Genomic DNA, 24,387 nt, shown 5'->3' on the forward strand with positions numbered 1-24,387 from the left:
CGGCGGTGACCGTGACCCCTCCCCTGCGGATCGTCCACTGCTTCCGCTCGCCGGTCGGCGGCATCTTCCGCCATGTGCGCGACCTCACCGAGGCGCAGGTCGCCGCCGGACACAAGGTCGGCATCGTCTGCGATTCGACCACCGGCGGTGCCTTCGAGGAACGCCTGTTCACGGCCATGTCCGACCGGCTCGAACTCGGCGTCCACCGCACGCCGATGCAGCGCCACATCGGCCCCGGCGACGTCGCCGCGGCATGGAGAACCTTCAAGATCATCAAGGAATTGCAGCCGAACGTCCTGCATGGCCATGGCGCCAAGGGTGGCGTCTATGCGCGTCTGTTCGGCTCACTGTTGCGGGTTTCAAGGTCTCGCGTAGCCCGCCTCTATTCGCCGCATGGCGGCAGCCTCCACTATGACGAGAACACCGCGACCGGGAAGGTCTTCTTCCTGCTGGAGCGGCTGATGGGAGGCTTTACCGACCACCTTTTGTTCGTCTCCGACTACGAGCGGCGCGCCTACCGCAAGAAGGTCGGCGAGCCGCCGATCCCCAACGCGCTGGTCTACAACGGCCTGCGCGCGGCTGAATTCGAGCCTGTCCCCCTCAAGGCCGACTCGGCCGATTTCCTCTATATCGGCATGATGCGCGACCTGAAGGGGCCTGACCTCTTCATCGACGCGCTCGCCCAGGTGGAGATCCGCGCCGGCCGGCCGGTGACGGCCGAGATGGTCGGCGACGGCGACGATTTGCCGAAATACCGCCAGCAGGCCGCGACGCTCGGACTGGCCGAGCGCATCCGCTTCCATGCGCCGATGCCGGCCCGCGAGGCTTTCGGGCTCGGACGCACCATCGTAGTGCCGTCGCGCGCCGAGGCCATGCCCTATATCGTTCTGGAGGCGCTGGCGGCAGGCAAGCCGATGGTGGCGACGGCGGTCGGCGGCATACCGGAGATTTTCGGAGAGGGATCGCCCGTGCTGGCCACCCCCGATTCCGGAGCGCTCGCCGACAGGATGACGCGCGCCCTGCTCGACCCGCCGGGTTTCGTGGCCCTCATGCCGTCGGCCGAGGAGCTGCGCGCCCGCTTCGGCGCAGACGTGATGGCCGCCCGCATCGAGCAGGCCTATCGGGAGACGCTCGCGCGCTGACCCGCGTCTCCGGCGGTGCCGCCGACGCAGACGCCGTCGACCCATACCTGCCGTATGTTCGCCCTGCCGGCGTTGAGCACGATCTTCTGGAATACGTCCTCGGGTTCGTCCAGATCCGGCCAGACCCGCACATTCGAGCCGTCTGCCTCGACATCGATGCGCAATGCGTCGAACTTGCAGCCGGCCGCGAACTTGCCGATGTCGAGCCCCAGCGCTTCTCCCCCACCGGCGGTCGCCAGCCAGAACGCCTCGGCCACGGTGATGCGGGCGTCCGCCACGCCGCGCCGGTCTCGCGGCAGGCCGGCGTCGACGCCACCCTGGCGCATCCGCCCCGCCATCAGCGCGTGCCGGCATCCGTCGAGGAGCGACGGGCTGTGCCCGCCGGAGATGTCGGTCCCCAATCCCACTCGCACATTGCGGTCGAGCGCCTCGCGCAGCGGGAACACCGCCTCGGCGAAATAGGCGTTCGACAGCGGGCAGTGCGCCACCGCGGCGCCGCGCGCGCGGATCAGGTCGAGATCGTCGTCCGACACGAAATTGGAATGGGCAAGGACCGTATGCTGCCGCAATAGGCCGAACCCGGCCAGGACGGCGGCATCCGAGCGCCCGAAGCGCTGCTCGACGAAGCTTTTTTCCCAGTCGCTTTCGGAGCAGTGGGTCTGCACCAGGCAGCCGGTTTCGGCGGCCAGCCGCCCCAGGCCCGCCAGCAGCTCGTCGGTGCAGCTCGGGATGAAGCGGGGCGTGATGATCGGGTGGACCAGCGCGTCGCCGCCCGGCGCGATCGCCCGCACCGCCTCGATGAAACGCCGCATCTCGTCGAGCGCCGTCGCGGCATTTTCATCCCGGTAAAAGGGCGGGCACTGATCCGGATCGTCCATCGCCACCTTGCCGACGAAGGCCCGCTGTCCCCTCGCCCGGCAGATTTCGGCGAGAGCCAGCGACGCCTCCATATGGATCGTGGCGAAGTACACGGCCGTCGTGGTGCCGTTGGCGATCAGGCCCGAGACCAGATCGTCGTAGATCGTCCGCGCGAACGCGACGTCGGCGTAGCGGGCCTCGAGCGGAAACGTATGTTTCCGCAGCCATACCTCGAGCGGCACGTCGAGCGCCTTTCCCAACTGCGGCCACTGCGGCGCATGGATGTGCAGGTCGACCAGGCCCGGCAGCAGGACCTCGCCGGCTCCCAGCTCGACAAGTCTGCCTTGTTCGGCGGCGCGCGCCCTGGCGGGACCGTGATCGCCGCTGCCTGGCGCGATCACCTCGGTTATGCGGCCATCGCCCGCAACGACGATCAGCGCGTCCCGCAGGACCTCCAGCCGCCCGCGCGCCGGCGTGTGGAAAGCGGTTCCGAAAATGACCTTGTCGCGCAATTCCCTGTTCCTCCGACTGTCCGGAACCTTCTTGCTGCCAAGCAGCACGGCTTCGAACGCCCCGCGGCCCAATGGCGACTACACCTGAACCGGATGAAGGTCCCACAGAATCTACCGGCAGCCGGTGCGGCCTACGTGCAGACTCGATCAAACTGTCCGGGCAACTTCAAGGGATTGTTAGCTGAGGCTTGCTAGGTTGCGGCAGGACTCCTGCGGACACAAACCAGCAATGAACCAGGTCGACCCTGCCCAGCGCTTCTCGGTGGACGCCGTGCGCCAGTTCGAGGCCGACGACGCGATGAAGCCGGCAAGCGCCAAGCTCGGCAAGGTCGCGCAGCAGGTGGCCTCGCAGTACCGGCGCGACACCATGTCTCCGATCATGGTCGGCGGCGTGCTGCGGCTCGCCGAGTTCGCCATCCTGCTGGTTTCGGGCATCGCCATCTTCGCCTGGCATGTCGGCCTGGAGACCCATCTCTACTGGCATTACCCGATCGTGATCGCCGCCGCGTCGCTGCTCACCGTGATCGGCCTGGAAGTCGGAGACTGCTACCAGGTCGGCGCCCTGATGCGGCCGAGCCGCTATCTCGGCCGCATGCTGCTCATCTGGACGGGCGCCTTCGCGGTGCTGGCGGTGGCCGGCTTCTTCCTGAAGATTTCCGAGGATTTCTCGCGGCTGCTGTTCGGCCTGTGGTTCGTGATCGGCCTGGTGCTGGTGCTGGCGCTGCGGCTCGTCATGGCGCGGCTCATCCGCCGCTGGGCGCGCAACGGCCGCATGGAGCGCCGCGCCCTCATCGTCGGCGGCGGCAAGGCGGCCGAGGGGCTGATCCGCTCGATCGAGCAGCAGCCCTACAACGACATCCGCATCTGCGGCATCTTCGACGACCGCGACGACAAGCGCTCGCCGCCGATCGTCGCCGGCTATCCCAAGCTCGGCAACATCTCGGAGCTGATCGAGTTCGCCCGCATCGCCCGCATCGACATGCTGATCGTATCGCTGCCGATCACCGCCGAGACGCGCGTGCTGTCGCTGCTGAAGAAGCTCTGGGTCCTGCCGGTCGACATCCGCCTGTCGGCGCACAACAACCAGCTGCAGTTCCGGCCGCGCTCCTATTCCTTTATCGGCTCGGTGCCGCTGCTCGACATCTTCGACAAGCCCATCAACGACTGGGATTCGGTCGCCAAGCGCGCCTTCGACATCGTCTTCTCGATCGTCGGCATCGTCGTCTTCTCGCCGGTCATGCTGGCCACCGCGATCGCCATCAAGCTCGACAGCAAGGGGCCTGTACTGTTCAAGCAGAAGCGCCACGGCTTCAACAACGAGGAGATCGAGGTCCTCAAGTTCCGCTCCATGTATGCCGAGCAGTCGGACCCCACGGCCAAGAAGAGCGTGACCAGGAACGATCCGCGCGTCACCCGCGTCGGCCGCTTCATCCGGAAAACCTCGATCGACGAGCTGCCGCAGTTCTTCAACGCGCTGTTCGGCTCGCTGTCGCTGGTCGGTCCGCGCCCGCATGCGGTGGCGGCGCAATCGCACAACCTGCTCTACACCGAGGTCGTCGACGGCTATTTCGCCCGCCACCGCGTCAAACCCGGCGTCACCGGCTGGGCGCAGATCAACGGCTGGCGCGGCGAGATGGACACCGACGAGAAGATCAAGATGCGCACCGAATACGATCTCTATTACATCGAGAACTGGTCGCTCTGGCTGGACCTCAAGATCCTGGTGCTGACGCCGATCCGCCTGCTCAACACGGAAAACGCCTATTGAGCGCGGTCGCCGCACCCGTTCCACCGCGGGCCGTCAACGCCAAGCTGGTCGAGCTCATCTCGACCGCGGCCATCGCGCTCGGCATCCTGCTGTCCGGCTTCGTCATCCGCGAGCCGGCACCGTATGAACTCTACATGGCCGGCCTGGTCGGAGTGTGGGCACTGTTCGGCCTGCGCATCTCGCGCACCATCGTGCCGCTGCTGCTGCTGCTCGTCGTCTTCAATATCGGCGGCATGATCTCGATGACGCAGATGGACGATCTGGCGTCGACGCCGCTCTACATCGCCGTGTCGCTGTTCCTCGCCTTCACGGCGGTGTTCTTCGCCGCCGTCGTCGAGGCGCGGCCAAGCCTGCTGCGCACCATCTTCGCCGCCTACGTCATCGCCGCCGTCGGCACCTCGATGCTCGGCGTGCTCGGCTACTTCCACGCCTTTCCCGGCGCCGAGATCTTCACCAAGTTCGAGCGCGCCGCCGGTGCATTCCAGGACCCGAACGTGTTCGGCCCGTTCCTGACGCTGCCCGGCATATGGCTGCTGCACCGGCTGATGACCGGCAGCGTCGCCAGGATGCCGCTCTACGCCGTCCCGCTTCTCATCATCGTCGTCGGCATCTTCTTTTCGTTCTCGCGCGGCGCCTGGGGGCTGTTCTTCGTCTCGGCGGTGCTGCTCATCGCCGGGCTGTTCATGCAGAGCGGCAACGGCGTGTTCCGGCTGCGCATCGTCGTGATGACCGTCGGCGTCGTGGCGCTGTTCCTGCTGGCGCTGCTGGTGCTACTGCAGATACCAGCGGTGGCGGACCTGTTCACGACGCGCGCGCAGCTCGCCCAGGACTACGATTCGGCCCGGCTCGGCCGCTTCGCACGCCACGCCATCGGCTTCCAGATGGCGATGGAGCACCCGTTCGGCATCGGCCCGCTGGTGTTCGGCCTGATCTACCGGGAAGACACCCACAACATCTGGCTGAAGGCGCTGCTCGACTACGGCTGGCTGGGTTTCGCAGCCTATCTGACGCTGATCCTGTGGACGCTCGCCGGCGGCTTCCGCATCCTGTTCCGCGACCGCCCGTGGCAGCCCTATCTTCTGTGCGCCTACGTCACGCTGGTCGGCCATGTCGGGCTGGGCACCGTGATCGACACCGACCACTGGCGGCACTTCTACCTGCTGCTCGGCCTGATCTGGGGAATGATGGCGCTGGAGGCGCGCCACCAGCGAGCGGTGAACATCCGCCCCGAGGCAACGCCACCGGCGGGTGTCAGGCAATTTCGTCGAGCATGAACGTCTCGAGCGGCGCCCAGTCGTAGTTGCGGTAGCGCAGCCCGGTGCCGGCCGGATCAGCGTCGTCGGTCCACAACCGCGCGCCCTTGACGCCGAGTTCGGCGATCACCTCCTCCTCGATGGCCAGTTCCTGCGGGGTCATCAGCGCCGGATCGGGGTTCCTCGCCGCATAATCCTGATGGTGATGCTTGTAGCGGAACCAGGACAGGTCGGGATTCAGGAAGCCGACATTGGCCCTGCCCCCGGCACGGCCAACATGAATCTGAACCGGCGGCGCGCCGGCCGCGGAAGAAACCGGCGGGCGGTCAAAGACGAAAGAGAGCGAACGCCGACCGAATACGACGGCCGCGTCGAAGCCTATCGACTCCCCGCCCTGGCTGAACTCGATCCCGTAGTCGGCAAGCATCCGGTGCCTGTAGCCGATCCATGTCTTGAGCAAGGCGATCTGGTGATCGGCGTGCCATGACACGATGGCCGTCCTGCCCTTCCAGGAGCCGCGCAGGATGCGCGGGTGCTCATAACTCTCGTGGCGAATGAAGATTCGCTCCGCGATCGATGCAGCCTTGCTGCCCTTCCACACCGCCACGTTGCCGTCGTCATGCTCGTTGAGGTCGCGATCGGACGGAAGAACGAAAGAAGCGCTATCGGCCGGATCGGGATAGGTGATGCTCATCTTGCCCGGCCATGCGTGGCTCGGCCCCACGACCACGGCCTCGGGATTGGCGCGCGAGAAGTCAAGCTGCGCCTGGGGAACGGACAGATCTCCGTGCAAAATCCAGTGCTGGCCAGTCTGGATCATCATCATAAGCGGCGAAAGCTGCTGGCCGAACAGGTCCCGCGCCAGGCCGTGAACGAAGTCCCGCAGCAAACCCAGCCGCTCTGTGACGTCAGCGTATGGCGTGTGCGCGGCGGCGTCTGCCTGGCCGAGATCGAGATACCACCACGGCAAGGTGATACAGTTGCCGGCAAATCCTAGATCGCCGGTGAGATGATTGTGAAGGGTCTCGAAATAGCTGCGGGTGCGTAGCCGGTTCAGGAATCTTGCATTTTCCGGGTTCATGACTCCGGTTTCCTGCAAGAGTTGGTCGAAGCGCATTCCCCCGTGGCCGACGGTGCCGATGACGGGGGTGCGCTCCAGCAGGCCGGCCGTCGGGTGACCCAGCGCCCGCGCACGCATCAGGAACTCGTAGGCAGCAACGATGTTTGCCGCCTCGCCGCCTACCCCGCCGGTCGGGGTGCCTACCCAGGTTGCGGGATCGTAGAGCGTTCCTTTTCTCGGCGTATCGTTGTCCATCGTCGCAACAGCGTCGTGGAGCGCTAGCCGATCGTTTCGGCCCTTGCTCATGGGGTACCAGATGTCGGTTTCCCTCGCCGGACGAACGGACCGGCCCAGCATCCTGGCCACCAGACCCGCAGGCGGTACGGTGGTCTTGGGCGGGTGCGTGACCTGAAATATCCCCTTCGATTGTCCCGTTGCAAACAGCAGCCAAAACAGCGCCGTCATGCCCGTAAGGGCGGGCAGCGGCCGGCTCGATACCTCCAAGCCATGAAGGACCGCGGCATTGTCCTGCGCAGCCTTCCACCCGAGGCTCAGCGTGTCGGCATTCTCGCTCATTTTCTAAGCATTCACGATGTCAAGGTTCGCTGCTTACTATGGTGCAGCCGGCCCTCGCAATGTGGGTGGAATCAAGACGGAAAAATGCGCCCTCGCCGCCCGATGCCGCAAAGAAACATATTCTGCACACGCTCGGGACAAACGGGCCGCCCGCGAGTTGTCCACAGCCCGTTGCGCCGTGAGCACGAAGGCGTCAGCCTGCGTGGTAGCTTGATGTGGGAGCTTTTGCGAAAAGCCTGCAATCGCCGGGGATGATCGGCTTCCCGCTCCGTTTTAGCCCTTGCACGCCTCCCTCCCAGACTATAAGGCTTCCCGCGGTCCGGAGTGTAGCGCAGCCCGGTAGCGCACTTGACTGGGGGTCAAGGGGTCGTGGGTTCGAATCCCGCCACTCCGACCATTTTCCGATTTTTTATGAGGCTGTCGTGCAGCCGCTTCGGCGGCGGAGTGACCGCTCGCTCCCCTGCATCGGAACTGAAAACCGCGCCGCGACGTTCTCTTGAATCAAAGGAGACGTGGGATGTCCAAGGTCATCTATCGCGTGGTCGAGCATGACGGCGGCTGGGCCTACAAGGTCGGCGACGTCTATTCCGAGACCTTTCCTACCTATGACGAAGCCATGGCAGCGGCGCGCACCGCCGCCTCCGAGCAGCAGGTCGGCGGCAGCACGGAAGGCATCGAATTCCAGGACGCCGAAGGGAACTGGCACGAGGAGGTGGCGCCTGGCGGCGACCGGCCGGCCACCGAGGTCGAGGGCCGGTCGTGAGATTCCGACACCCGGTCACGATCCATCTCGAGGGGCAGGACATCTGTGTCGACGGGGTGGTCCGGGCCCTCGACATCCTGACGGAAGCATGGCCGCAGCGGCGCGGCCCGCGTCACCGCGACGCGCTCGATACCTGCCTCAAGGTGGTAGATGGCCACCGTTCGACGATCGACGCCGAGACCCGGTTCCGCGAGGCGGCTGAGGAAGCCGGGATTCTCGTCTCGGCGCACCGATAGTCAGGCCCACACCCACAGGCTGCGAGCCGCGTTCGGCGCGTCCTCGAAGCTCGCAAAAATTCACGCTGATTTTTCAGGCGTGGCGGGCTCGCGCCTCTGGATGAGGACCGGCGTGCCGGCGGTCAATCGGCGACGGAGGCGAGAGGCTCAGCGCACCTGGTCGAGCAGCCGCTTGCATTCGAGCAGATCGAACAGCGCCTCCTGCAGCAGCGCGCGGTTGTCGCGCGACAGCTTTGCGGCGTCCGGCTGCACGGGGCCTTCTTCCTCGGCCTTGCCGAGGCCGAAGAAGCGGCGGCTGGGTTTCGCCTTCGGCTCGCCGACCAGCAGCTCGTCGTCGCCGCGCGGCTGGGCGGCCGGCGTCAGCGGGATGGCTGCGGCCTGCTTGCGCTGCGCGATCGCCTCGATCGCCGCGACGTCGCCATTGCCGACGGCGACGATGAACTGGTTGCCGCTTTCGCGCAGCAGCTTCTGCACGCCCTTGATGGTGTAGCCCTGGTCATAGAGCATGTTCTTGATGCCCTTGATCAGGTCGACGTCCTGCGGCCGGTAATAGCGGCGGCCGCCGCCGCGCTTCATCGGCTTGATCTGGTTGAAGCGCGTCTCCCAGAAGCGCAGAACGTGCTGCGGCAGGTCGAGCTCCTCCGCGACTTCGGAAATGGTGCGGAAAGCGTCTGGGCTCTTGTCCATGGGTCACCACCTGGTCTCAGGAAGGGAGATGCCCGAAGCGCCTCGGCGGCATGCGAAAGCCGAGCCGATTCGTGATTCATTTCAGACCTTTGCGGCACGGATTTCAAGGCCCGCGCCAAGGCGCGGAGCCGTCATCAACCGGCATTTTGGGGCGAAGCCGGCTATTTTGCCGCCTTGGACCGCTGCTGGTGGGCCCGCAGGATGCGGTTCTTCAGCACGTTCGACGCCTTGAAGGTCATGACCCGGCGCGGCAGGATCGGCACCTCCTCGCCCGTCTTCGGGTTGCGGCCGATGCGCTCGTTCTTGCCGCGCACCTGGAAGGTGGCGAAGGAGGACAGCTTCACCGTCTCGCCGCGAACGATAGCCTCGCATATCTCGTCGAGCACGGACTCGACCAGCTGGGCGGATTCGGTACGGGAAAGGCCCACCTTGCGGTAGACGGCCTCAGCGAGATCGGCGCGCGTAAGTGTCTTTCCCGCCATGACTTTTCTGACCCTCCTCAATGGCCGCGATAGGGCTACAGGACGTTAGGAAATTGCCCAGATGAGGTCAAGAACCGAACCGACCGGTTCGCATGAATGCGCTCTTTACCCCGGTCAGCCGACCGGGCCTACCAGCGGATCAGCACCGCCCCCCAGGTAAAGCCGCCGCCCATCGCTTCCAGCATCACCAGATCGCCCTTGCGGATGCGGCCGTCCTTGACCGCGACGTCCAGCGCCAGCGGCACGGACGCTGCCGAGGTGTTGCCGTGCAGGTCGACGGTCACCACCACCTTCTCCTCGGCGATGCCGAGCTTTTTGGCCGAGGCGTCGATGATGCGCTTGTTGGCCTGGTGCGGCACGAACCAGGACAGGTCGTCGGCGGTGATGCCCGCCTGCGCGAACGTGCCCTCGACCACGTCGGTGATCATGCCCGCGGCGTGCTTGAAGACCTCGCGGCCCTCCATGCGGAGCTGGCCGACCGTGCCGGTGGTCGAGGGGCCGCCGTCGACATAGAGCTTGTCCTTGTGGGTGCCGTCGGAGCGCAGGCTCGCCGCCAGCACGCCGCGATCGGCGACGCTGCCCTCGCCTTCATGCGCCTCCAGAACCAGCGCGCCGGCACCGTCGCCGAACAGCACGCAGGTGGTGCGGTCGCTCCAGTCGAGGATGCGCGAGAAGGTCTCGGAGCCGATGACCAGCGCGCGCTTGCACAGGCCGGCGCGGATATGCGCGTCGGCGGTGGCGACCGCGTAGACGAAGCCGCTGCACACGGCCTGCATGTCGAAGGCGAAGCCGTGGCGGATGCCGAGGCGCTGCTGCACTTCCACGGCGGTTGCCGGAAAGGTGTTGTTCGGCGTCGAGGTGGCGAGCACGATCAGGTCGATGTCCCGGGGCTCGAGCCCGCCATTGGCGAGCGCGGCCCGCGCCGCCGCCTCGCCCAGCGAAGCGGTGGTCTCGCCGTCGCCGGCGATGTAGCGCTGGCGGATGCCGGTGCGCTGCACGATCCACTCGTCCGAGGTGTCGACGAGACCTTCGAACTCGGTATTCTTCATGATGCGGCGCGGCAGCGCTGAGCCGACCCCACGCACGACGGATCTGAGCATTTTGGTTCCTACTGCTTGGCGTTTTCCGGCGCCGCGGGGCGTGCCGAATAGGGTTGGCGCGCATGGAAGAGATCGAGATCCGCTTCGATCCGGTCGAGCAGCCGGTTGCGAATCATGTCGTAGGCCAGTTCGATCGCGGCGGCAAAACCCTCGTCGTCGGTACCGCCGTGGCTCTTGACCACGATGCCGTTCAGGCCGAGGAACACGCCGCCATTGGCCTTGCGCACGTCCATCTTCTCGCGCAGCCGGTCGAAAGCGCCCTTGGCCAGCATATAACCGATCCTGGCCATCAGCGTCCGGCTCATCGCCTCACGCAGATAACCGGCGATCTGCCTGGCGGTTCCTTCCGCCGTCTTCAGCGCGATATTGCCGGCAAATCCTTCGGTCACCACCACGTCGACGACGCCCTTGCCGATGTCGTCGCCCTCGACGAAGCCGTGATACTGCATCGACGCCAGATTGGCCTCGCGCAGCAGCCGGCCGGCGTCCTTGACCTCCTCCTGGCCCTTGATCTCCTCGACCCCGACATTGAGCAGGCCGACGCTCGGCCGCTCCGTGCCGAAGACGGCGCGCGCCATCGCCGCGCCGAGAATGCTGAAATCGACGAGCTGGTGCGAATCGGCGCCGATGGTGGCGCCGACATCGAGCACCACGCTCTCGCCGCGCGCCGTCGGCCAGATGGCGGCGATCGCCGGCCGCTCGATATTGGCCATGGTGCGCAGGCAGAATTTCGACATCGCCATCAGCGCGCCGGTGTTGCCGGCGGACACGCAGGCGTCGGCATCGCCGCTCTTGACCGCCTCGATCGCCCGCCACATCGACGACTTCCAGCGGCCGTGCCGCAGCGCCTGGCTCGGCTTGTCGTCCATGCGGACCGCGATGTCGCAATGCACGAACTGCGTGACGGCGGCGAGCGCCGGGAACTTGTCGAGTTCGGGGCGCACGGCGTCGGTGCGGCCGAACACGATGAAATTCACGTCGGGACGCCGCCTGGCGACCTTCGCCAGCGCAGGCATGACCACCGATGGCCCGTGATCGCCGCCCATGGCATCGATGGAAATCCTAATCACGCGTGGTTCGTCTCGCTTTCGTGGTCATGGCCCCGGGCCGAGTGCCGGGGAAAATAGCGATTTTGCCTCGTCATACAACGTAATTCGGGGCGCTTTGATGGGTAAATTCAAGAATCGCGGAAGAGTTTTCGAAGTTTTCGCTGCATTTCGTTCTCCTCCCGCGGCGCCGCGGAGGGAGCCTCCGGCAACGCCGCACCGGCCTTGCGCGGATAGGGATCGATGCCGAGACCGAAAAACTCTTCCACCAGGGCGCCGACGTCGATGCGATCGCCGGAAAACGTCTCGGGACTGTCCGGACCGTCTACATCGATCATGATCTCTCCGCCGACGTCGAATGATTCGCGACCGAGCTTCGAATCCTCCGGCAGGAATACGGCGGAAATTTCCTCGTCGATGTGGTTCGTCACCGGTTCTAGCGTGACCACGCAGGACTGGACGATGTCGGCTACCACCCGGCCTTCGATCCTGACGCCGTTGCGCTTCCAGGCCGACACGGCGAGATCCGCGCGCAACCGGTCGACGGCGAGCAGGCCGTGGACGTCGGCAAGCGCCGCGCGCTCGGCTTCCGTCGCCTCGATCGCCACCGACACGCCTTTCTTCGGCAGGCGGGCGACGTCGACATCGAAGCTGATCGGGCTCTTTTCGGCTGGCTGCATGGGATCAGGCCTCCCCCGGCTCCGCCCGCGGCGGCGGAAAGACGATGCTGCCGGCGCAGATGTCTGCGAGCCGCTGGCTTGCCAGTGCGCCGGCGGCGGTCACGACGTAGCCGGCGAGCGCATCGGCGTGGCGCCAGTCGGCGGCGTCCGGCCGGATATTGCGGGCCAGCGCCGCGGCGAGCTCCGGCTGGTCGCCGGCGTCGAGCGCGGTACCGTAGGCGGCGGTGCGCCCGTAGAACATGCGCGCCAGCTTCTTCATGCGCTTGGGCACGCCCATATCGCCGATGCCGAGCTCGCGCAGCGAATGGTCGACCTCGGTGAAGAAGTCGTCGACGAGCTGCTGGGCGATGTCGCGGGCCTGGCCGGTCTCGCCGCGCAGACGGTGCTGGATCAGGAACATGTGCAAGGACAGCATCTCGAAGCGCCCGAGCGGCGTATCCGGCACTTCCCAGTCGGAAAAAAATGCCTCCTGCCGCGCCGCCGCCACGATTTCCGCATAGAGCGCCCCGATTATCTGACGATTGCGGGACCGTTCGCGACCGAACAGACGTTGAAACATGCTTGCTACTCCCGGCGCTGCTTCGGCGGGCTGGTGTTGTTGCATCGGCGCTCGAGCTGGTTTACCGGATTTGCGGTGCCGCGCAAGCGCGCCCGGGGACGAAGCAGGCGAGAGGGACTTGTCGTTGAAGTCGATGAAAATCAAGAGCGCGCTGATGTCGCGGGGGTTCGCAATCGCCGCTGCGCTGGCGGCCGCGACCGCCCTGCCGGCCTGTAATTCGTCGAGCGCCCTCGGCGATCTGTCGCCCGGCGAGACGCTGACGCAGGGTTACGTGATCGACCAGCAGCAGATCGACCTCGTCCCGGTCGGCTCCAGCCGCGAGCAGGTGCTGCTGGCGCTCGGCAGTCCGTCGACCACCGCGACCTTCGACAACGAGGTGTTCTACTACATCTCGCAGAAGCGCTACCGGCCGGTCGCCTTCGCCAAGCCGAAGCTGGTCGACCAGCGCGTACTCGCCGTCTATTTCGGCGAGGACGGCCGCGTCGCCAACATCGCCAATTACGGCATGCAGGACGGCAAGGTGTTCGACTTCGTGTCGCGCACGACGCCGACCGGCGGCAAGGACCAGAACTTCATCGGCCAGATTCTTGCCGGCGCCACCGGCCGGCCGCTCAGCCTGCCGGGGCAGACGCCCGGCCAGTAGGGCGGCGCAGGGACGCAGACCGGCTGGTTCCTGCCGATCGTCCTGAACGCCGGCGGTCAGGCTGTCGGCACCCCCTCACCGGCCCCTTCGGGCCTCTCTCCCCCTGCCCGGCGGGGCAATCGCGCATGGAATTCTGAAAGCGCCGGCAGTGAGGCACCCCCACCCCTGACCCCTCCCCACAAGGGGGAGGGGGACTTTGCGGCCGCGCTTCCCAGGCCTGGGTTCCTCTCCCGCTCGCCGGTCGAAGCGGGGCCGGAATGGTTCCGGCCAGGCTGCTCCCGGGCGCCGCTCACGCCGACGGCTGCTTGGTCTTGCGCAGATAGGGCAGCACGGTGTCGAACGAGCCGAAACGCTTGACCGCATCGTCGTTGGAAACAGCGGCGGTGATGATGACGTCCTCGCCCTGCTTCCAGTTCGCCGGCGTCGCCACCAGGTGCTTTGCGGTGAGCTGGATGGAATCGATGGCCCGCAGGATCTCGTCGAAGTTGCGGCCGGTGGTCATCGGATAGCTGAGGATCAGCTTGATCTTCTTGTCCAGCCCGACGACGAAGACCGAGCGCACGGTCGCATTGTCGGCCGGCGTCCTCCCTTCCGACGTGTCGCCGGACTCGGCCGGCAGCATGCCGTAGAGCTTGGCGACCTTGAGATCCCTGTCGCCGATCAGCGGGTAGTTGACGGAAAAGCCGGTCGCCGTGCGGATGTCGTCTTGCCACTTCTCGTGGCTGGAGACGGGATCGACCGAAATGCCGATGATCTTGACGCCGCGTTTGCGGAATTCGCCTTCCAGCCCGGCCATGGTGCCGAGCTCGGTGGTGCAGACCGGCGTGAAGTTCTTGGGATGGCTGAACAGCACGGCCCAGCCGTCGCCGATCCATTCGTGAAAGCTGATCGACCCCTGCGTGGTTTCCGCGGTGAAATCGGGCGCAATATCGTTGATACGAAGGCTCATGGCGCACCTCCCTGGTGGCTGTCTTGTCGACTTGGAATATGGTCTCCGCAGTTTAGTTTCGCGGCCTCCCGCCTGTCGAGGGAGAAACTTGCGAACGGCCTGCCTCTTCTGGACGAAGTTTGCTTCGCAGCAAAAGAAAGACCCGCGGGATCGCTCCCGCGGGCCTGTCGCCTGAGCTCGGTTCGTGGCGATCAGCTGTGCGCCAGCACGGCCAGCAGCAGCAGCGCCACGATGTTGGTGATCTTGATCGCCGGGTTGACGGCCGGACCGGCCGTGTCCTTGTAGGGGTCGCCGACGGTATCGCCGGTGACGGAGGCCTTGTGCGCCTCCGAGCCCTTCAGGTGCTTGGTGCCGTCCTTGTCGACAAAACCGTCCTCGAAGCTCTTCTTGGCGTTGTCCCAGGCGCCGCCGCCTGAGGTCATGGAGATCGCCACGAACAGGCCGTTGACGATGACGCCGAGCAGCGAGGCGCCGAGCGCGGCGAAGGCGGACGCCTTGGAGCCGGAGATCAGCAGCACGCCGAAATAGACCACCAGCGGCGCCAGCACCGGCAGCAGCGAAGGAATGATCATCTCCTTGATCGCCGCCTTCGTCAGCAGGTCGACGGCGCGCGCGTAGTTGGGTTTCGAGGTGCCCTTCATGATGCCGGGATCCTCGCGGAACTGCTTGCGCACCTCCTCGACGATCGAGCCGGCGGCGCGGCCGACGGCCGTCATGGCAATGCCGCCGAAGAGATAGGGGATCAGGCCGCCGAAGATCAGGCCGGCGACGACATAGGGATTGGAGAGGTCGAACGAAACCGTTCCCACATCGGCGAAATACGGGAACTGGGCGGCGTTCGCGGCGAAAAACTGCAGGTCGTAGCTGTAGGCCGCGAACAGCACCAGCGCGCCGAGACCGGCCGAGCCGATCGCGTAGCCCTTGGTGACCGCCTTGGTGGTGTTGCCGACGGCGTCGAGCGCGTCGGTCGACTGGCGCACCTCCTTGGGCAGGCCCGCCATCTCGGCGATGCCGCCGGCATTGTCGGTGACCGGGCCGAAGGCGTCGAGCGCCACGATCATGCCGGCAAGGCCGAGCATGGTGGTGACGGCGATCGCCGTGCCGAACAGGCCGGCGAGCTGGAAGGTGGAGATGATGCCGGCGACGATGACGATCGCCGGCAACGCCGTCGATTCCAGCGACACCGCCAGACCCTGGATGACGTTGGTGCCGTGGCCGGTGACGGAGGCCTGGGCGATGGAGACGACCGGGCGCTTGCCGGTACCGGTATAGTATTCGGTGATCACCACGATCAGCGCGGTGACGGCGAGGCCGATCAGGCCGCACACGAACAGGGCGGTGCCGGTCACGGAAATCCCGCCGACGACGCCGATCTCGCCCCAGCCTATGGTGAGCGAGGTGGCAGCGCCGAGGCCGAGGATGGAGAGCAGCCCGGTAACGATCAGCCCCTTGTAGAGCGCGCCCATGATGGAGCCGTTGGCGCCGAGCTTGACGAAGAAGGTGCCGACGATCGAGGTGATGATGCAGGCGCCGCAGATGGCGAGCGGATAGAGCATGACGCTGTCCAGCACCGCCGAGCCGCCGAAGAAGATGGCGGCGAGCACCATGGTGGCAACGACCGTCACCGCATAGGTCTCGAACAGGTCGGCCGCCATGCCGGCGCAGTCGCCGACATTGTCGCCCACATTGTCGGCGATGGTGGCCGGATTGCGCGGATCGTCCTCCGGAATGCCGGCCTCGACCTTGCCGACCAGATCGCCGCCGACATCGGCGCCCTTGGTGAAGATGCCGCCGCCGAGACGGGCGAAGATGGAAATGAGCGAAGCGCCGAAGCCGAGCGCCACCAGCGAGTCGATGACCGTGCGGTCGGCGGGCGCGTAGCCTGCGGGACCGATCAGGATCCAGTAATAGACAGACACACCGAGCAGCGCGAGGCCGGCGACCAGCATGCCGGTGATGGCGCCCGACTTGAAGGCGATGTCGAGGCCGGCCGCGAGGCTGTTGGAGGCTGCCTGGGCGGTGCGCACGTTGGCGCGGACCGAGACGTGCATGCCGATGAAGCCGGCGGCGCCCGAGAGCACCGCGCCGATCAAGAAGCCTATCGCCGCCGTTCCCGAAAGCAGCCACCAGGCGAGCAGGAAGACCACCACACCGACGATCGCGATCGTCGTATATTGGCGGGCCAGATAAGCCTGCGCTCCCTCCCGGATGGCGCCTGCGATTTCCTGCATGCGTGCATTGCCCTGGTCGGAAGCGAGCACCGACCGAGTCGCCCAGATGGCGTAGAGGACAGAAAGCAGGCCGCAGGCGATGACGACGTAGAGTATGGTCATTGCCGAATTTTCCCTGATGGATAGCCCGAAAGAACCCCTCCCCGGGCCGTTGAGGCGAGACCGGCGGCTGCAATGGCAGAGACTGCCAAGGCAGAATCCAGACCCGTACGCTGTATGCGAAAGCCTGTCGGCATCGTCAAGGTTTCGTGATCTCGTTGCCGGGATTTTGCTGCAGCTTTTTATGCAAACCGATTGAATTCGCCGATAAATCCCGCCGCCGCGCCCCCTGGACCGCCGACTCTACCGTTAGCCGACTTTGCCGTTATTGCCGCTCTCGGCATAGGCAAACAGTCAATTCGTGCTACCTTTTTCAAAAAGGGCAAGGGGTATAAACGCGTGATTCGGACGAGGGTCGTGAGACCCCCGCCACGCTTCCTGAACCGGTGGCGTCTCGGCAAGGACCAGTCTCCTCCGCTGACGCCGGTCTCCTCGATGCGTGGCTTCTGGGGCCTGATGCGGGCCTATTGGTTTTCGGACCGGTGGCATGAAGCCTGGGCGCTGACGGCTGTCATCGCCCTGTTGACGGCCGCTTCGAGCAAGGTCGGCGTGTGGATCGCCCAGGCAGGCGGCGAACTGACCAGCGCCATCGCGCTGTTCCATTGGCAGGAGAACGAGTCGCCGCTCGCGACGATCGTCATGGCCATGGTCTGGCTGGTGTTCCTCGTCATCGCCCACGATCTCGGCATATTCGGCGTGCGGCACCTGTTCTCGACGACGCTGCACCGCAAATGGCGGGGGTGGCTGACCGGCCGCTTCAACGCAGCGCTGCTCGACGCCAACCATACCCATTTGCACGTCCAGGTCGGTGGCCGCGACGCGGACGGGATGGCGATGCCGGCGCCCGACAACATCGACCAGCGGGTGCATGAATCGATCAAGGACATGACCGGCGGCGCGATCGGGCTGGCCATGGGCGTGCTGCAGGTGGTGAGTTCGCTGTTCTTCTTCGGCCAGGTGCTGATCAGCACGTCCACGCCGATCGCCGGACTGGAAATGTTCGGCACCTATGGCGCCGCCGTGCTCGCCTTCGCCGCGGTCGCCGCCTACGTGCCGCTCAACACCTGGTTCGCCCTGAAACTCGGCGGCGCGCTGGAACGGCTCAGCGTCGCCAGCCAGAAGGTGGAAGGAAGTTTTCGCGCCGAGCTGACGACGCTGCTGCGCCGCAGCTTCCACATGGCGGCGTCGCGCGGCGAGTCCGTGCAGCAGGAGACCAACGACCGCCTCTACACCGGCATCGACCGTGTATGGGCGCGCCTGAACTGGTTCGACGCGGGCTACAAGGCCTACAACAAGATCTACGATTTCATCGGCTTCCGGGTCGTGGCCTACGCGCCGGGCCTGCTGCCCTACGTCAACAACGACATCAGCCTGAAGAACTATGTGACGGGCGCCGAACTGGTCAACCGGCTGATCCAGGAATGCTCGTGGTTCATCCATGTCATGCCGAGCATCGCCTCGCTGAAGGCGAACGCCCGCCGCGTGATCGAACTCGCCGACGCGATCGAACGCGTGCAGAGCCCGGACGACTTCTATCGCTCGACCGGCCGCAGCGAATTCCGCTTCGCCCGTCAGCACGGCGTGTTCGGGCTGACCGTGCGCGACCTGGAACTGATGCATGCCGGCGAGGAAACCGTGCCGTTCCTCAGCGCGCCGCTGCTGCGCTTCCGCCGCGGCGAATGGACCTTCATCAAGGGCGCGTCGGGCACCGGCAAGACCAGCCTGATCAAGGCCGTCAACGGGTTGTGGCCGTATGGCGGCGGCGAGATCGTCCTGCCCGAGGGCGTCGCGACATTCTATGCCGCGCAGGAAGTCCGGCTGCCGTCGGTGTCGCTGAAGCAACTGGTATGCCTGCCGCAGCCCGAGGCCGAGCACACCGACACGCGCGTCGCCGCCGCCCTGCACAGGGCCGGCCTCGGCGAGTTCATCGAATCGCTGGCCGAGCCCGGCCGCGCCGGAAAGGCGTGGGAAGACCTCCTGTCGGGCGGCCAGAAGCAGAAGCTGGTGCTGGCACGCATCCTGCTGCACAGACCGGGGCTGCTGTTCCTCGACGAGGCGACCGGCGCGCTCGACGTCCAGGCCAAGGTGGCCTTCCACCAGGCGATCAAGGACAATTGCCCGGGCATCACCGTGATCAGCGTCATGCACGAGACCGAGCCGCCGCGCTCGGCGACCGGCGCCGAGTTCTACGACAGCGTGCTCGCCATCGCCGACGGCATGGCCGTCAAGACGCCGCTGCGCCCCGGACTGCCAGCCGAGCTCACCACCATCCTGGAGCAGCCGGAGCCACTGCTGCGACCGGTCGCGAAGGCACACGCGCAGCTTCCCGTCGGTCAGAAGCAGCGCTGACAAAGCCGAAAGTCAGGCTTGGCGATCCGGCGCGGTGCGAACCAACGCAATCATGCGCTCCACGGCGACCCGAAGCCGCGGCAGATGATCGGCGACCACGGCCCACACAATCACTTCCGATGCCTTGTGATACTCGTGCCGAAGAATGTTGCCGATGCCGCGTATCTGTTTCCACGGTATGTCGGGCGCCGACTCCAGCAACTCGTCCGGCAGATGCCGGACCGCTTCGATATTATCTCCAGGCCGCGTTCCACGCCGTGCCGAAGCAACCAATCCGCCCGGAAATCCTCCCGCGTCTTGCCGGTCGTAGCGGCCTCGATGCCGTTCAACGCCTCGATAATTTCGGCCAAGACCGGCTCGAGGCTTCGTCTTGCCATCAGAACACGCGATAGGCCGATCGTTCTATCTCGTTCTTCAGCATCGGATGCAGACTGTCGCGGGTGGTGATGTCGACCTCCATCGCCATCCGCTCCTCCAGCAACTGCTTGATGCCGACGAGATCGATCAGGGAGAAACGCGCTCCCTCGTCGTAGTCGATGAAGAGATCGATATCGCTTGTCTCGATCGCCTCGTCGCGGGCCGCCGAGCCGAACAGGAACAGCGACGTGGCGCCCATGCGCTTCACGGCATCGGCGTTGCGGCGGAGTGCATGTATGATCTCGTTCCTGCGCATGTGCTTCCCGACCCGCCGGCGACGGTGTTTTTAAGCCCTCAGCATCTCCGCCACCCGCGGCGCGAAATAGGTCAGGATGCCGTCGCAGCCGGCGCGCTTGAAGGCGACCAGCGATTCCAGCATCGCCTTGTCGCCGTCGATCCAGCCATTGGCGGCGGCCGCCCTGATCATCGCATATTCGCCCGACACCTGGTAGGCGAAGGTCGGCATGGCGAACTCGTCCTTCAGCCGGCGGATGATGTCGAGATAGGGAAGGCCCGGCTTCACCATCAGCATGTCGGCGCCTTCCGCCAGATCCTGCTCGGCCTCGCGCACCGCCTCGTCCGCATTGGCGTGGTCGATGTAGTAGGTCTTCTTGTCGCCCTTGAGCAGGCCTTTCGTGCCGATCGCCTCGCGGTACGGCCCGTAGAAGGCTGAGGCGAACTTCGTCGCATAGGACATGATGGCGACGTCCTGGAAGCCGGCGGCGTCGAGCGCGTCGCGGATGGCGCCGATGCGGCCGTCCATCATGTCGGAGGGCGCGATGATGTCGGCGCCGGCCTCGGCCTGGAGCACGGCGGCCGTGGCGATCTGGGCCACCGTCTCGTCGTTGACGATGATGCCGTCGCGCAGAATGCCGTCATGGCCGTGGCTGGTGAACGGGTCCAGCGCCGCATCGGTGATGACGCCGATCTCCGGCACCGCCGCCTTGATGGCACGGCTGGCGCGGTTGATCAGATTGTCGGGATCGAGGATGGCCGAGCCGGTCTGGTCACGCAGGGAAAGCTCGACGTTGGGAAAGGTGGCGAGCGCCGGGATGCCCAGTTTCGCCGCGCGCTCGGCCTCCCTGACGGCGAGATCGACCGAAAGGCGGAACACGCCGGGCATGGCGGCGATCTCCTCGCGGCGGTTCTCGCCGTCGACGAGGAAGATCGGCCAGATGAGGTCGTCGACGGTCAGCCGGTTCTCCTGCACCAATCGGCGCGACCAGTCGGCCTTGCGCATGCGGCGCAGGCGCCGGCCCTCGGTGATCTCGTCGACGCTGCGGCCGGCGGTCGTGGCTTTGAACATGCGGTTCATGGGCGTGTCTCCGGTCGGGCCTGGCGGTCGGATTTGCTGAAAAGACCGCTCGGCACCTGTCGATCCGATGCTCTACCATGCCGGCATGGCGAGGACCAATGCGACCGTTGCCCGCGCCGTCCTATTGCGGCTGGCCGTTGCCCGACAGGATCTGCAGGCTGCCGCTCATGGCATCGCGGAACGCCTCGTCGAAGCTGATGCCGCGCCGCTGCCACTCGAAGACCGTTTCGCCGCTGGAAAGCCGCCAGTCGGCCACCCAGCCGCGGTCCTCGTCGCTCCAGGTCAGGCTGCCGGCCAGCGCCAGGGCGCCGTCATAGCGCGCCGCGATCGCCGCGAGATCGTCCATCTCGACCTTGGGCAGGGTGTCGGCGGTCAGCGCGGTGTTGGCGAGCGTCGCGGAATCGGGAAGCTCCACCGACAACGCCAGCGGCGCGGCGGCCGCCTCCAGCGATTCACGCATGAAGAAGCCGCCCGTGCCGTTGCGGGCGAGCGCGAAGGCCTTGCCGCCCTGGCGCACGGCGAGAAACACGACGAGGCGCGGCCGTTCCGCCAGCCAGGGTTTTCGGCCGAGCTTTTCCAGGAACGCATCGACGCGCTCGCGGTGGAAGCTGCAGGTGAGGTCGTGCGGGCGGTCGTATGTCCCCTGCTCGTCGTGGATGGGGATGCCTTCCATGCGGTCGCGATAGCGGAACGCCGACACGAAACTGCCGGCTTCGGGCAGCGCCTGCGCCACCATCTCCGCATCCAGCACGCGGCGGTCGCCCGACACCTTCACCAATACCTCGCGGAAACACTCCTCGAAGCCGCGCTGCCGGTTGGCCTCGCCAGTGCCGGTGACTACCGCCTGCGTCTCGTAGAGAGCGGTCAGGTTGAGAGCCCGAGCAGGACCGGCGGCCAGGCCGCAGGCCATGCCGACCATCAAAAGGCCAAGCCAGGACCGGCTCGCAAGGCGAGCGGATATGATCTGCTTCAGAAGGCGCATCGATTCGGTCCCTGTTTGGCACGGGCAACGCAAAAAGAACACCCGCAAGGCCCCGGTGTGGCGGTTCGACGTGGCATCGTCCCGCAGGCCCTCGCAACCGGGCACGCAGGTTGACGGGCCGGTCCACGGTCCTCTAGCACTGTCGCGGGGAGGCCGGTCAGGGAGTCGCGACGCATGGACTTTGGCGGTGGAGACGAAATCCGCTTCGAGCGCCGCGGCGCGGCCGGCGTGGTCACGCTGACGCGGCCGAAGGCGCTCAATGCGCTGACGCTCGGCATGGTCGTCGCCATGTCCAAGGCGTTTGCCGCCTGGGAGCAGGACGACTCGCTCTCGCGGGTGGTGATCAAGGCGGAAGGCCGGGCCTTCTGCGCCGGCGGCGACATCGCACAGGTCTATCATGCCATGCGCGCCGGCGCGCCGCCGGTCCGGTTCTTCGCTGACGAGTACCGGCTGAACGCGGCGCTGGCGCGCTTTCCAAAACCCTGCATCTCGCTGATCGACGGCATCGCGATGGGCGGCGGGGTCGGCATTTCCTGCCACGGCTCGCATCGGGTGATGACGGAAAAGGCGCTGTTCGCCATGCCGGAAGTCGGCATCGGCTTCTTCCCCGACGTCGGCGGCAGCTTCTTCCTGTCGCGCCTCAAGGGCAGCTACGGCATGTATCTCGGTCTGACCGGCGGACGCATCCGCGCCGGCGACGCCCTTCGGGGCGGCATCGCGACGCATGCCGTCGGGTCCGCTTCCCTCGACGAGATTCTCGACCGGCTGTGCGAGGGCGACGATCCGGACCAGGTGCTCAAGACCTTCGCCGCGACGCCCGACTGCGAGACGGACGAAGGCACGCTGCTGTCGGTTGCCCGGCTGTTCTCGCGCGAAAAGCTGACGGATCTTCTGGTCGGCCTCGAACAGGCGCGCGAAGCCGGCGAGGCCGTTGCCGAGACGGCGCTCGCGGCCATCGGCAAGGCATCCCCCACCAGCGTCGCCGTGACGTTCCGGCAGATCAACACCGGCGCCATGCTCGACATGGACGAGTGCATGCGCATGGAATTCCGCATCCTCAACCGCATGCTCGCCAGCCACGACTTCCCGGAAGGCATCCGCGCCGCGGTCATCGACAAGGACGGCGCGCCGAAATGGCGGCCGGGGAGCCTCGCCGAGCTGACGGACGCATCCGTCGAGGCCTATTTCGCGCCGCTGCCGGGCGGTGAGCTAGAGCTGTGAGCGACGTTCCGGCACGGCAGCAGACGTTCGCGCCGAGCACGGTCGAGCTGCTGTTCGCCTGGTTCCAGCGCATCATCGCCGTCTACTGCCTGATGTTCGGCGTGCTCTACTGGATCCGGCTGATCGGCTACTATGACGGGCCGCTGTGGCGCTTCGACCTGATGCCGGTCTACTGGCAGGTGGTGACGACGACGCTGGCGGTGTTTTTCCCCTTCGCCGCCGCCGGGTTGTGGATGCAGGCGTCCTGGGGGCCGGTGATCTGGTTCATCTGCGCCGCCACCGAGACGGTGATGTATGTCGGTTTTCCCGATCTCTTCGGCGGCCACTACGCGGTCGTCGCCTCGCACGGCTTCGCCGCCTGCCTCTATACCACCTTCCGCGTCTTCATCGGCCTGCAGAAACGCCGGGTGGAACGCTAGGCTCACGGGCATAGACCTTTACAGGCCGGCTGCCGCCAGAAACCCGGCACCTGCGCCTTGCCGCGGCTCGAACCGCGGCACCGCGGGCGCTTCGGGGCAATTGCCTAAGCTTTTAGGTTAATTGTTTGCCCTCGGGTGACCGATCGTTAATCCTGTTTCGCAACCACTCCCCCGTAACAGCTTGTTAAGCCTGGCGTTTAAGTCGAATTTTATGGGTATTCGATAGGGTCGCGACCAAGGTGAGAAAACAAAACATCACCCGGCGACAAACGAGAGGCGAAGACCATGATCAACTCCCGTCCTGCGGCGAAGACCGCTACGGTGTCCGATGATCGTCGCGAGGCGATCCGCTCCCTATACATGGAATCACTTCAGCTCGTCGAGCGGTTGCACCGGCGTTTGCTTGACGTGATCAAGGACGAATTCGATCGCAGCGGCAGCAACGACATCAATGCCGTGCAGGCGCTGCTGCTCTTCAACATCGGCAATTCGGAGCTGACGGCGGGCGAGCTGCGCTCGCGCGGCTACTATCTCGGCTCCAACGTGTCCTACAACCTGAAGAAGCTGGTCGACCTCGGCTTCATCAACCACCAGCGCTCGCGCATCGACCGCCGCTCGGTCAGGGTCAGCCTGACGCCGAAGGGCGCGGCGATCGCCGAGGTCGTCGGCGGGCTCTACGAGCGCCATATCGGCTCGATCGAGCAGGTCGGCGGCATCAACGCCGAGGAGTTCAAGCAGATGAACCGCGCCCTGCAGCGCCTCGACCGCTTCTGGAACGACACCATCGCCTACCGCATGTAGGCCGCCGTCGCCATCGCGCTGACCGTATGGACCGGGCGCGCCCGGTCCATGGCTTGCCTGCAACAGTGGGGCCGGCTCACGCCATCTTGTCGGTCTCGGTCACGGTGCCGCCATAATCCAATGAAATCCGGGACCCTGTAGACGCGCGCCCCGGCGTCGAGGTTGCGGCCTGGTCCGCACCGGCGAAAGTGTCGGCGCAGCATCATGGTTGGTCAATTGTTAAGATTGACCGGCGTAAT

24 protein-coding genes and 1 tRNA gene are annotated in these 24,387 nt (G+C 66.0%); 11 read left to right on the top strand and 14 right to left on the bottom strand.

Annotated features, from left to right (window positions below):
• Positions 1-11: 11 nt before the first annotated feature.
• On the top strand, positions 12-1,142 hold the full coding sequence (locus tag AC5JDC_RS22470; RefSeq protein ID WP_495844740.1) for a glycosyltransferase: 1,131 nt from the start codon (positions 12-14) through the stop codon (positions 1,140-1,142).
• Here the strand turns inward: AC5JDC_RS22470 and guaD are convergent.
• Positions 1,118-2,512, bottom strand: coding sequence for a guanine deaminase (guaD, locus tag AC5JDC_RS22475; RefSeq protein WP_495844742.1), 1,395 nt, complete (start codon positions 2,510-2,512; stop codon positions 1,118-1,120). The genes AC5JDC_RS22470 and guaD overlap by 25 nt on opposite strands.
• Positions 2,513-2,741: 229 nt before the next feature.
• On the opposite strand from guaD, the gene AC5JDC_RS22480 reads away from it, so the two are divergent.
• Both AC5JDC_RS22480 and AC5JDC_RS22485 read left to right on the top strand, forming a co-directional pair.
• Positions 2,742-4,280: an undecaprenyl-phosphate glucose phosphotransferase gene (locus tag AC5JDC_RS22480; protein WP_495844744.1), complete on the top strand. Its 1,539-nt coding sequence runs from the start codon at positions 2,742-2,744 to the stop codon at positions 4,278-4,280.
• Positions 4,277-5,554 carry an O-antigen ligase family protein gene (locus AC5JDC_RS22485; RefSeq protein ID WP_495844746.1) on the top strand — a complete coding sequence of 426 codons (1,278 nt, stop codon included), beginning with the start codon at positions 4,277-4,279 and terminating at the stop codon, positions 5,552-5,554. Before AC5JDC_RS22480 ends, AC5JDC_RS22485 begins: the two co-directional genes overlap by 4 nt.
• Here the strand turns inward: AC5JDC_RS22485 and AC5JDC_RS22490 are convergent.
• Positions 5,532-7,169: a hypothetical protein gene (locus AC5JDC_RS22490; RefSeq protein ID WP_495844748.1), complete on the bottom strand. Its 1,638-nt coding sequence runs from the start codon at positions 7,167-7,169 to the stop codon at positions 5,532-5,534. The genes AC5JDC_RS22485 and AC5JDC_RS22490 overlap by 23 nt on opposite strands.
• A 320-nt stretch (positions 7,170-7,489) precedes the next feature.
• Between AC5JDC_RS22490 and AC5JDC_RS22495 the strand changes: the two genes are divergently transcribed.
• From AC5JDC_RS22495 to AC5JDC_RS22505, 3 genes are all read left to right on the top strand, one after another.
• A tRNA-Pro gene (locus AC5JDC_RS22495) sits at positions 7,490-7,566 on the top strand.
• Positions 7,567-7,686: 120 nt separating this feature from the next.
• Positions 7,687-7,932 (top strand): DUF2188 domain-containing protein, encoded by a 246-nt coding sequence (locus AC5JDC_RS22500; RefSeq protein WP_106770261.1) that lies wholly within the window; start codon positions 7,687-7,689, stop codon positions 7,930-7,932.
• Positions 7,929-8,168 carry a DUF982 domain-containing protein gene (locus tag AC5JDC_RS22505; protein WP_495844750.1) on the top strand — a complete coding sequence of 80 codons (240 nt, stop codon included), beginning with the start codon at positions 7,929-7,931 and terminating at the stop codon, positions 8,166-8,168. Before AC5JDC_RS22500 ends, AC5JDC_RS22505 begins: the two co-directional genes overlap by 4 nt.
• A 147-nt stretch (positions 8,169-8,315) precedes the next feature.
• Here the strand turns inward: AC5JDC_RS22505 and AC5JDC_RS22510 are convergent, their stop codons facing one another.
• The 6 genes from AC5JDC_RS22510 to AC5JDC_RS22535 form a co-directional block, all read right to left on the bottom strand.
• Positions 8,316-8,855, bottom strand: a complete 540-nt coding sequence (locus AC5JDC_RS22510) for a MerR family transcriptional regulator (RefSeq protein WP_495844752.1) — start codon at positions 8,853-8,855, stop codon at positions 8,316-8,318.
• Positions 8,856-9,016: 161 nt separating this feature from the next.
• Entirely contained in the window at positions 9,017-9,337 is a 321-nt protein-coding gene (locus AC5JDC_RS22515; protein ID WP_495844754.1) for an integration host factor subunit alpha, read from the bottom strand.
• A 128-nt stretch (positions 9,338-9,465) separates the two neighbouring features.
• Positions 9,466-10,437 (bottom strand): beta-ketoacyl-ACP synthase III, encoded by a 972-nt coding sequence (locus AC5JDC_RS22520; protein WP_106770265.1) that lies wholly within the window; start codon positions 10,435-10,437, stop codon positions 9,466-9,468.
• An 8-nt stretch (positions 10,438-10,445) separates the two neighbouring features.
• On the bottom strand, positions 10,446-11,507 hold the full coding sequence (gene plsX / locus AC5JDC_RS22525; RefSeq protein ID WP_106770266.1) for a phosphate acyltransferase PlsX: 1,062 nt from the start codon (positions 11,505-11,507) through the stop codon (positions 10,446-10,448).
• A 107-nt stretch (positions 11,508-11,614) separates the two neighbouring features.
• Positions 11,615-12,163, bottom strand: a complete 549-nt coding sequence (locus AC5JDC_RS22530; RefSeq protein ID WP_495844758.1) for a YceD family protein — start codon at positions 12,161-12,163, stop codon at positions 11,615-11,617.
• A 4-nt stretch (positions 12,164-12,167) separates the two neighbouring features.
• A complete protein-coding gene (locus tag AC5JDC_RS22535) occupies positions 12,168-12,722 on the bottom strand; it encodes a ubiquinol-cytochrome C chaperone family protein (protein WP_495844760.1) in 555 nt (184 codons plus the stop codon).
• Between the two features lie 124 nt (positions 12,723-12,846).
• On the opposite strand from AC5JDC_RS22535, the gene AC5JDC_RS22540 reads away from it, so the two are divergent.
• Positions 12,847-13,365, top strand: a complete 519-nt coding sequence (locus AC5JDC_RS22540; protein ID WP_495844762.1) for an outer membrane protein assembly factor BamE — start codon at positions 12,847-12,849, stop codon at positions 13,363-13,365.
• 289 nt (positions 13,366-13,654) lie between these two features.
• Here AC5JDC_RS22540 and AC5JDC_RS22545 read toward each other — a convergent pair whose 3' ends face one another.
• A complete protein-coding gene (locus tag AC5JDC_RS22545; RefSeq protein ID WP_495844764.1) occupies positions 13,655-14,314 on the bottom strand; it encodes a peroxiredoxin in 660 nt (219 codons plus the stop codon).
• A 191-nt stretch (positions 14,315-14,505) separates the two neighbouring features.
• Complete coding sequence (locus tag AC5JDC_RS22550) at positions 14,506-16,647, bottom strand: sodium-translocating pyrophosphatase (protein ID WP_495844766.1); 2,142 nt, start codon at positions 16,645-16,647, stop codon at positions 14,506-14,508.
• 432 nt (positions 16,648-17,079) lie between these two features.
• Between AC5JDC_RS22550 and AC5JDC_RS22555 the strand changes: the two genes are divergently transcribed.
• Positions 17,080-18,993 carry an ABC transporter ATP-binding protein/permease gene (locus tag AC5JDC_RS22555; RefSeq protein WP_495845059.1) on the top strand — a complete coding sequence of 638 codons (1,914 nt, stop codon included), beginning with the start codon at positions 17,080-17,082 and terminating at the stop codon, positions 18,991-18,993.
• Positions 18,994-19,005: 12 nt separating this feature from the next.
• Here AC5JDC_RS22555 and AC5JDC_RS22560 read toward each other — a convergent pair whose 3' ends face one another.
• The 4 genes from AC5JDC_RS22560 to AC5JDC_RS22575 all read right to left on the bottom strand — a co-directional run bounded on the left by AC5JDC_RS22560 (position 19,006) and on the right by AC5JDC_RS22575 (position 21,707).
• Positions 19,006-19,266: a HepT-like ribonuclease domain-containing protein gene (locus tag AC5JDC_RS22560; RefSeq protein WP_495844768.1), complete on the bottom strand. Its 261-nt coding sequence runs from the start codon at positions 19,264-19,266 to the stop codon at positions 19,006-19,008.
• Between the two features lie 103 nt (positions 19,267-19,369).
• Positions 19,370-19,666 (bottom strand): nucleotidyltransferase family protein, encoded by a 297-nt coding sequence (locus AC5JDC_RS22565; protein ID WP_495844770.1) that lies wholly within the window; start codon positions 19,664-19,666, stop codon positions 19,370-19,372.
• 30 nt (positions 19,667-19,696) lie between these two features.
• Positions 19,697-20,725, bottom strand: a complete 1,029-nt coding sequence (gene hemB, locus AC5JDC_RS22570) for a porphobilinogen synthase (protein ID WP_495844772.1) — start codon at positions 20,723-20,725, stop codon at positions 19,697-19,699.
• Between the two features lie 121 nt (positions 20,726-20,846).
• Positions 20,847-21,707: a DUF8605 domain-containing protein gene (locus tag AC5JDC_RS22575; RefSeq protein ID WP_495844773.1), complete on the bottom strand. Its 861-nt coding sequence runs from the start codon at positions 21,705-21,707 to the stop codon at positions 20,847-20,849.
• Positions 21,708-21,881: 174 nt separating this feature from the next.
• On the opposite strand from AC5JDC_RS22575, the gene AC5JDC_RS22580 reads away from it, so the two are divergent.
• The 3 genes from AC5JDC_RS22580 to ldtR all read left to right on the top strand — a co-directional run bounded on the left by AC5JDC_RS22580 (position 21,882) and on the right by ldtR (position 24,148).
• Complete coding sequence (locus AC5JDC_RS22580; RefSeq protein ID WP_495844774.1) at positions 21,882-22,928, top strand: enoyl-CoA hydratase/isomerase family protein; 1,047 nt, start codon at positions 21,882-21,884, stop codon at positions 22,926-22,928.
• Positions 22,925-23,347 carry a DUF6163 family protein gene (locus AC5JDC_RS22585; RefSeq protein ID WP_106770277.1) on the top strand — a complete coding sequence of 141 codons (423 nt, stop codon included), beginning with the start codon at positions 22,925-22,927 and terminating at the stop codon, positions 23,345-23,347. Before AC5JDC_RS22580 ends, AC5JDC_RS22585 begins: the two co-directional genes overlap by 4 nt.
• Positions 23,348-23,632: 285 nt before the next feature.
• Complete coding sequence (ldtR, locus tag AC5JDC_RS22590) at positions 23,633-24,148, top strand: transcriptional regulator LdtR (protein ID WP_106770278.1); 516 nt, start codon at positions 23,633-23,635, stop codon at positions 24,146-24,148.
• Positions 24,149-24,387 lie beyond the last annotated feature (239 nt).

This window comes from Kumtagia sp., from assembly GCF_059502445.1.

Excerpts from the sequence above, each read along its gene's own strand:
- AC5JDC_RS22565 (WP_495844770.1), bottom strand. The coding sequence starts at position 19,666 with ATGCGCAGGAACGAGATCATACATGCACTCCGCCGCAACGCCGATGCC.
- AC5JDC_RS22535 (WP_495844760.1), bottom strand. The coding sequence starts at position 12,722 with ATGTTTCAACGTCTGTTCGGTCGCGAACGGTCCCGCAATCGTCAGATA.
- AC5JDC_RS22575 (WP_495844773.1), bottom strand. The coding sequence starts at position 21,707 with ATGCGCCTTCTGAAGCAGATCATATCCGCTCGCCTTGCGAGCCGGTCC.
- AC5JDC_RS22500 (WP_106770261.1), top strand. The coding sequence starts at position 7,687 with ATGTCCAAGGTCATCTATCGCGTGGTCGAGCATGACGGCGGCTGGGCC.
- AC5JDC_RS22550 (WP_495844766.1), bottom strand. The coding sequence starts at position 16,647 with ATGACCATACTCTACGTCGTCATCGCCTGCGGCCTGCTTTCTGTCCTC.
- hemB (WP_495844772.1), bottom strand. The coding sequence starts at position 20,725 with ATGAACCGCATGTTCAAAGCCACGACCGCCGGCCGCAGCGTCGACGAG.
- AC5JDC_RS22530 (WP_495844758.1), bottom strand. The coding sequence starts at position 12,163 with ATGCAGCCAGCCGAAAAGAGCCCGATCAGCTTCGATGTCGACGTCGCC.
- AC5JDC_RS22555 (WP_495845059.1), top strand. The coding sequence starts at position 17,080 with ATGCGTGGCTTCTGGGGCCTGATGCGGGCCTATTGGTTTTCGGACCGG.
- AC5JDC_RS22515 (WP_495844754.1), bottom strand. The coding sequence starts at position 9,337 with ATGGCGGGAAAGACACTTACGCGCGCCGATCTCGCTGAGGCCGTCTAC.
- AC5JDC_RS22510 (WP_495844752.1), bottom strand. The coding sequence starts at position 8,855 with ATGGACAAGAGCCCAGACGCTTTCCGCACCATTTCCGAAGTCGCGGAG.
- AC5JDC_RS22520 (WP_106770265.1), bottom strand. The coding sequence starts at position 10,437 with ATGCTCAGATCCGTCGTGCGTGGGGTCGGCTCAGCGCTGCCGCGCCGC.
- AC5JDC_RS22480 (WP_495844744.1), top strand. The coding sequence starts at position 2,742 with ATGAACCAGGTCGACCCTGCCCAGCGCTTCTCGGTGGACGCCGTGCGC.
- AC5JDC_RS22490 (WP_495844748.1), bottom strand. The coding sequence starts at position 7,169 with ATGAGCGAGAATGCCGACACGCTGAGCCTCGGGTGGAAGGCTGCGCAG.
- ldtR (WP_106770278.1), top strand. The coding sequence starts at position 23,633 with ATGATCAACTCCCGTCCTGCGGCGAAGACCGCTACGGTGTCCGATGAT.
- AC5JDC_RS22545 (WP_495844764.1), bottom strand. The coding sequence starts at position 14,314 with ATGAGCCTTCGTATCAACGATATTGCGCCCGATTTCACCGCGGAAACC.
- AC5JDC_RS22580 (WP_495844774.1), top strand. The coding sequence starts at position 21,882 with ATGGACTTTGGCGGTGGAGACGAAATCCGCTTCGAGCGCCGCGGCGCG.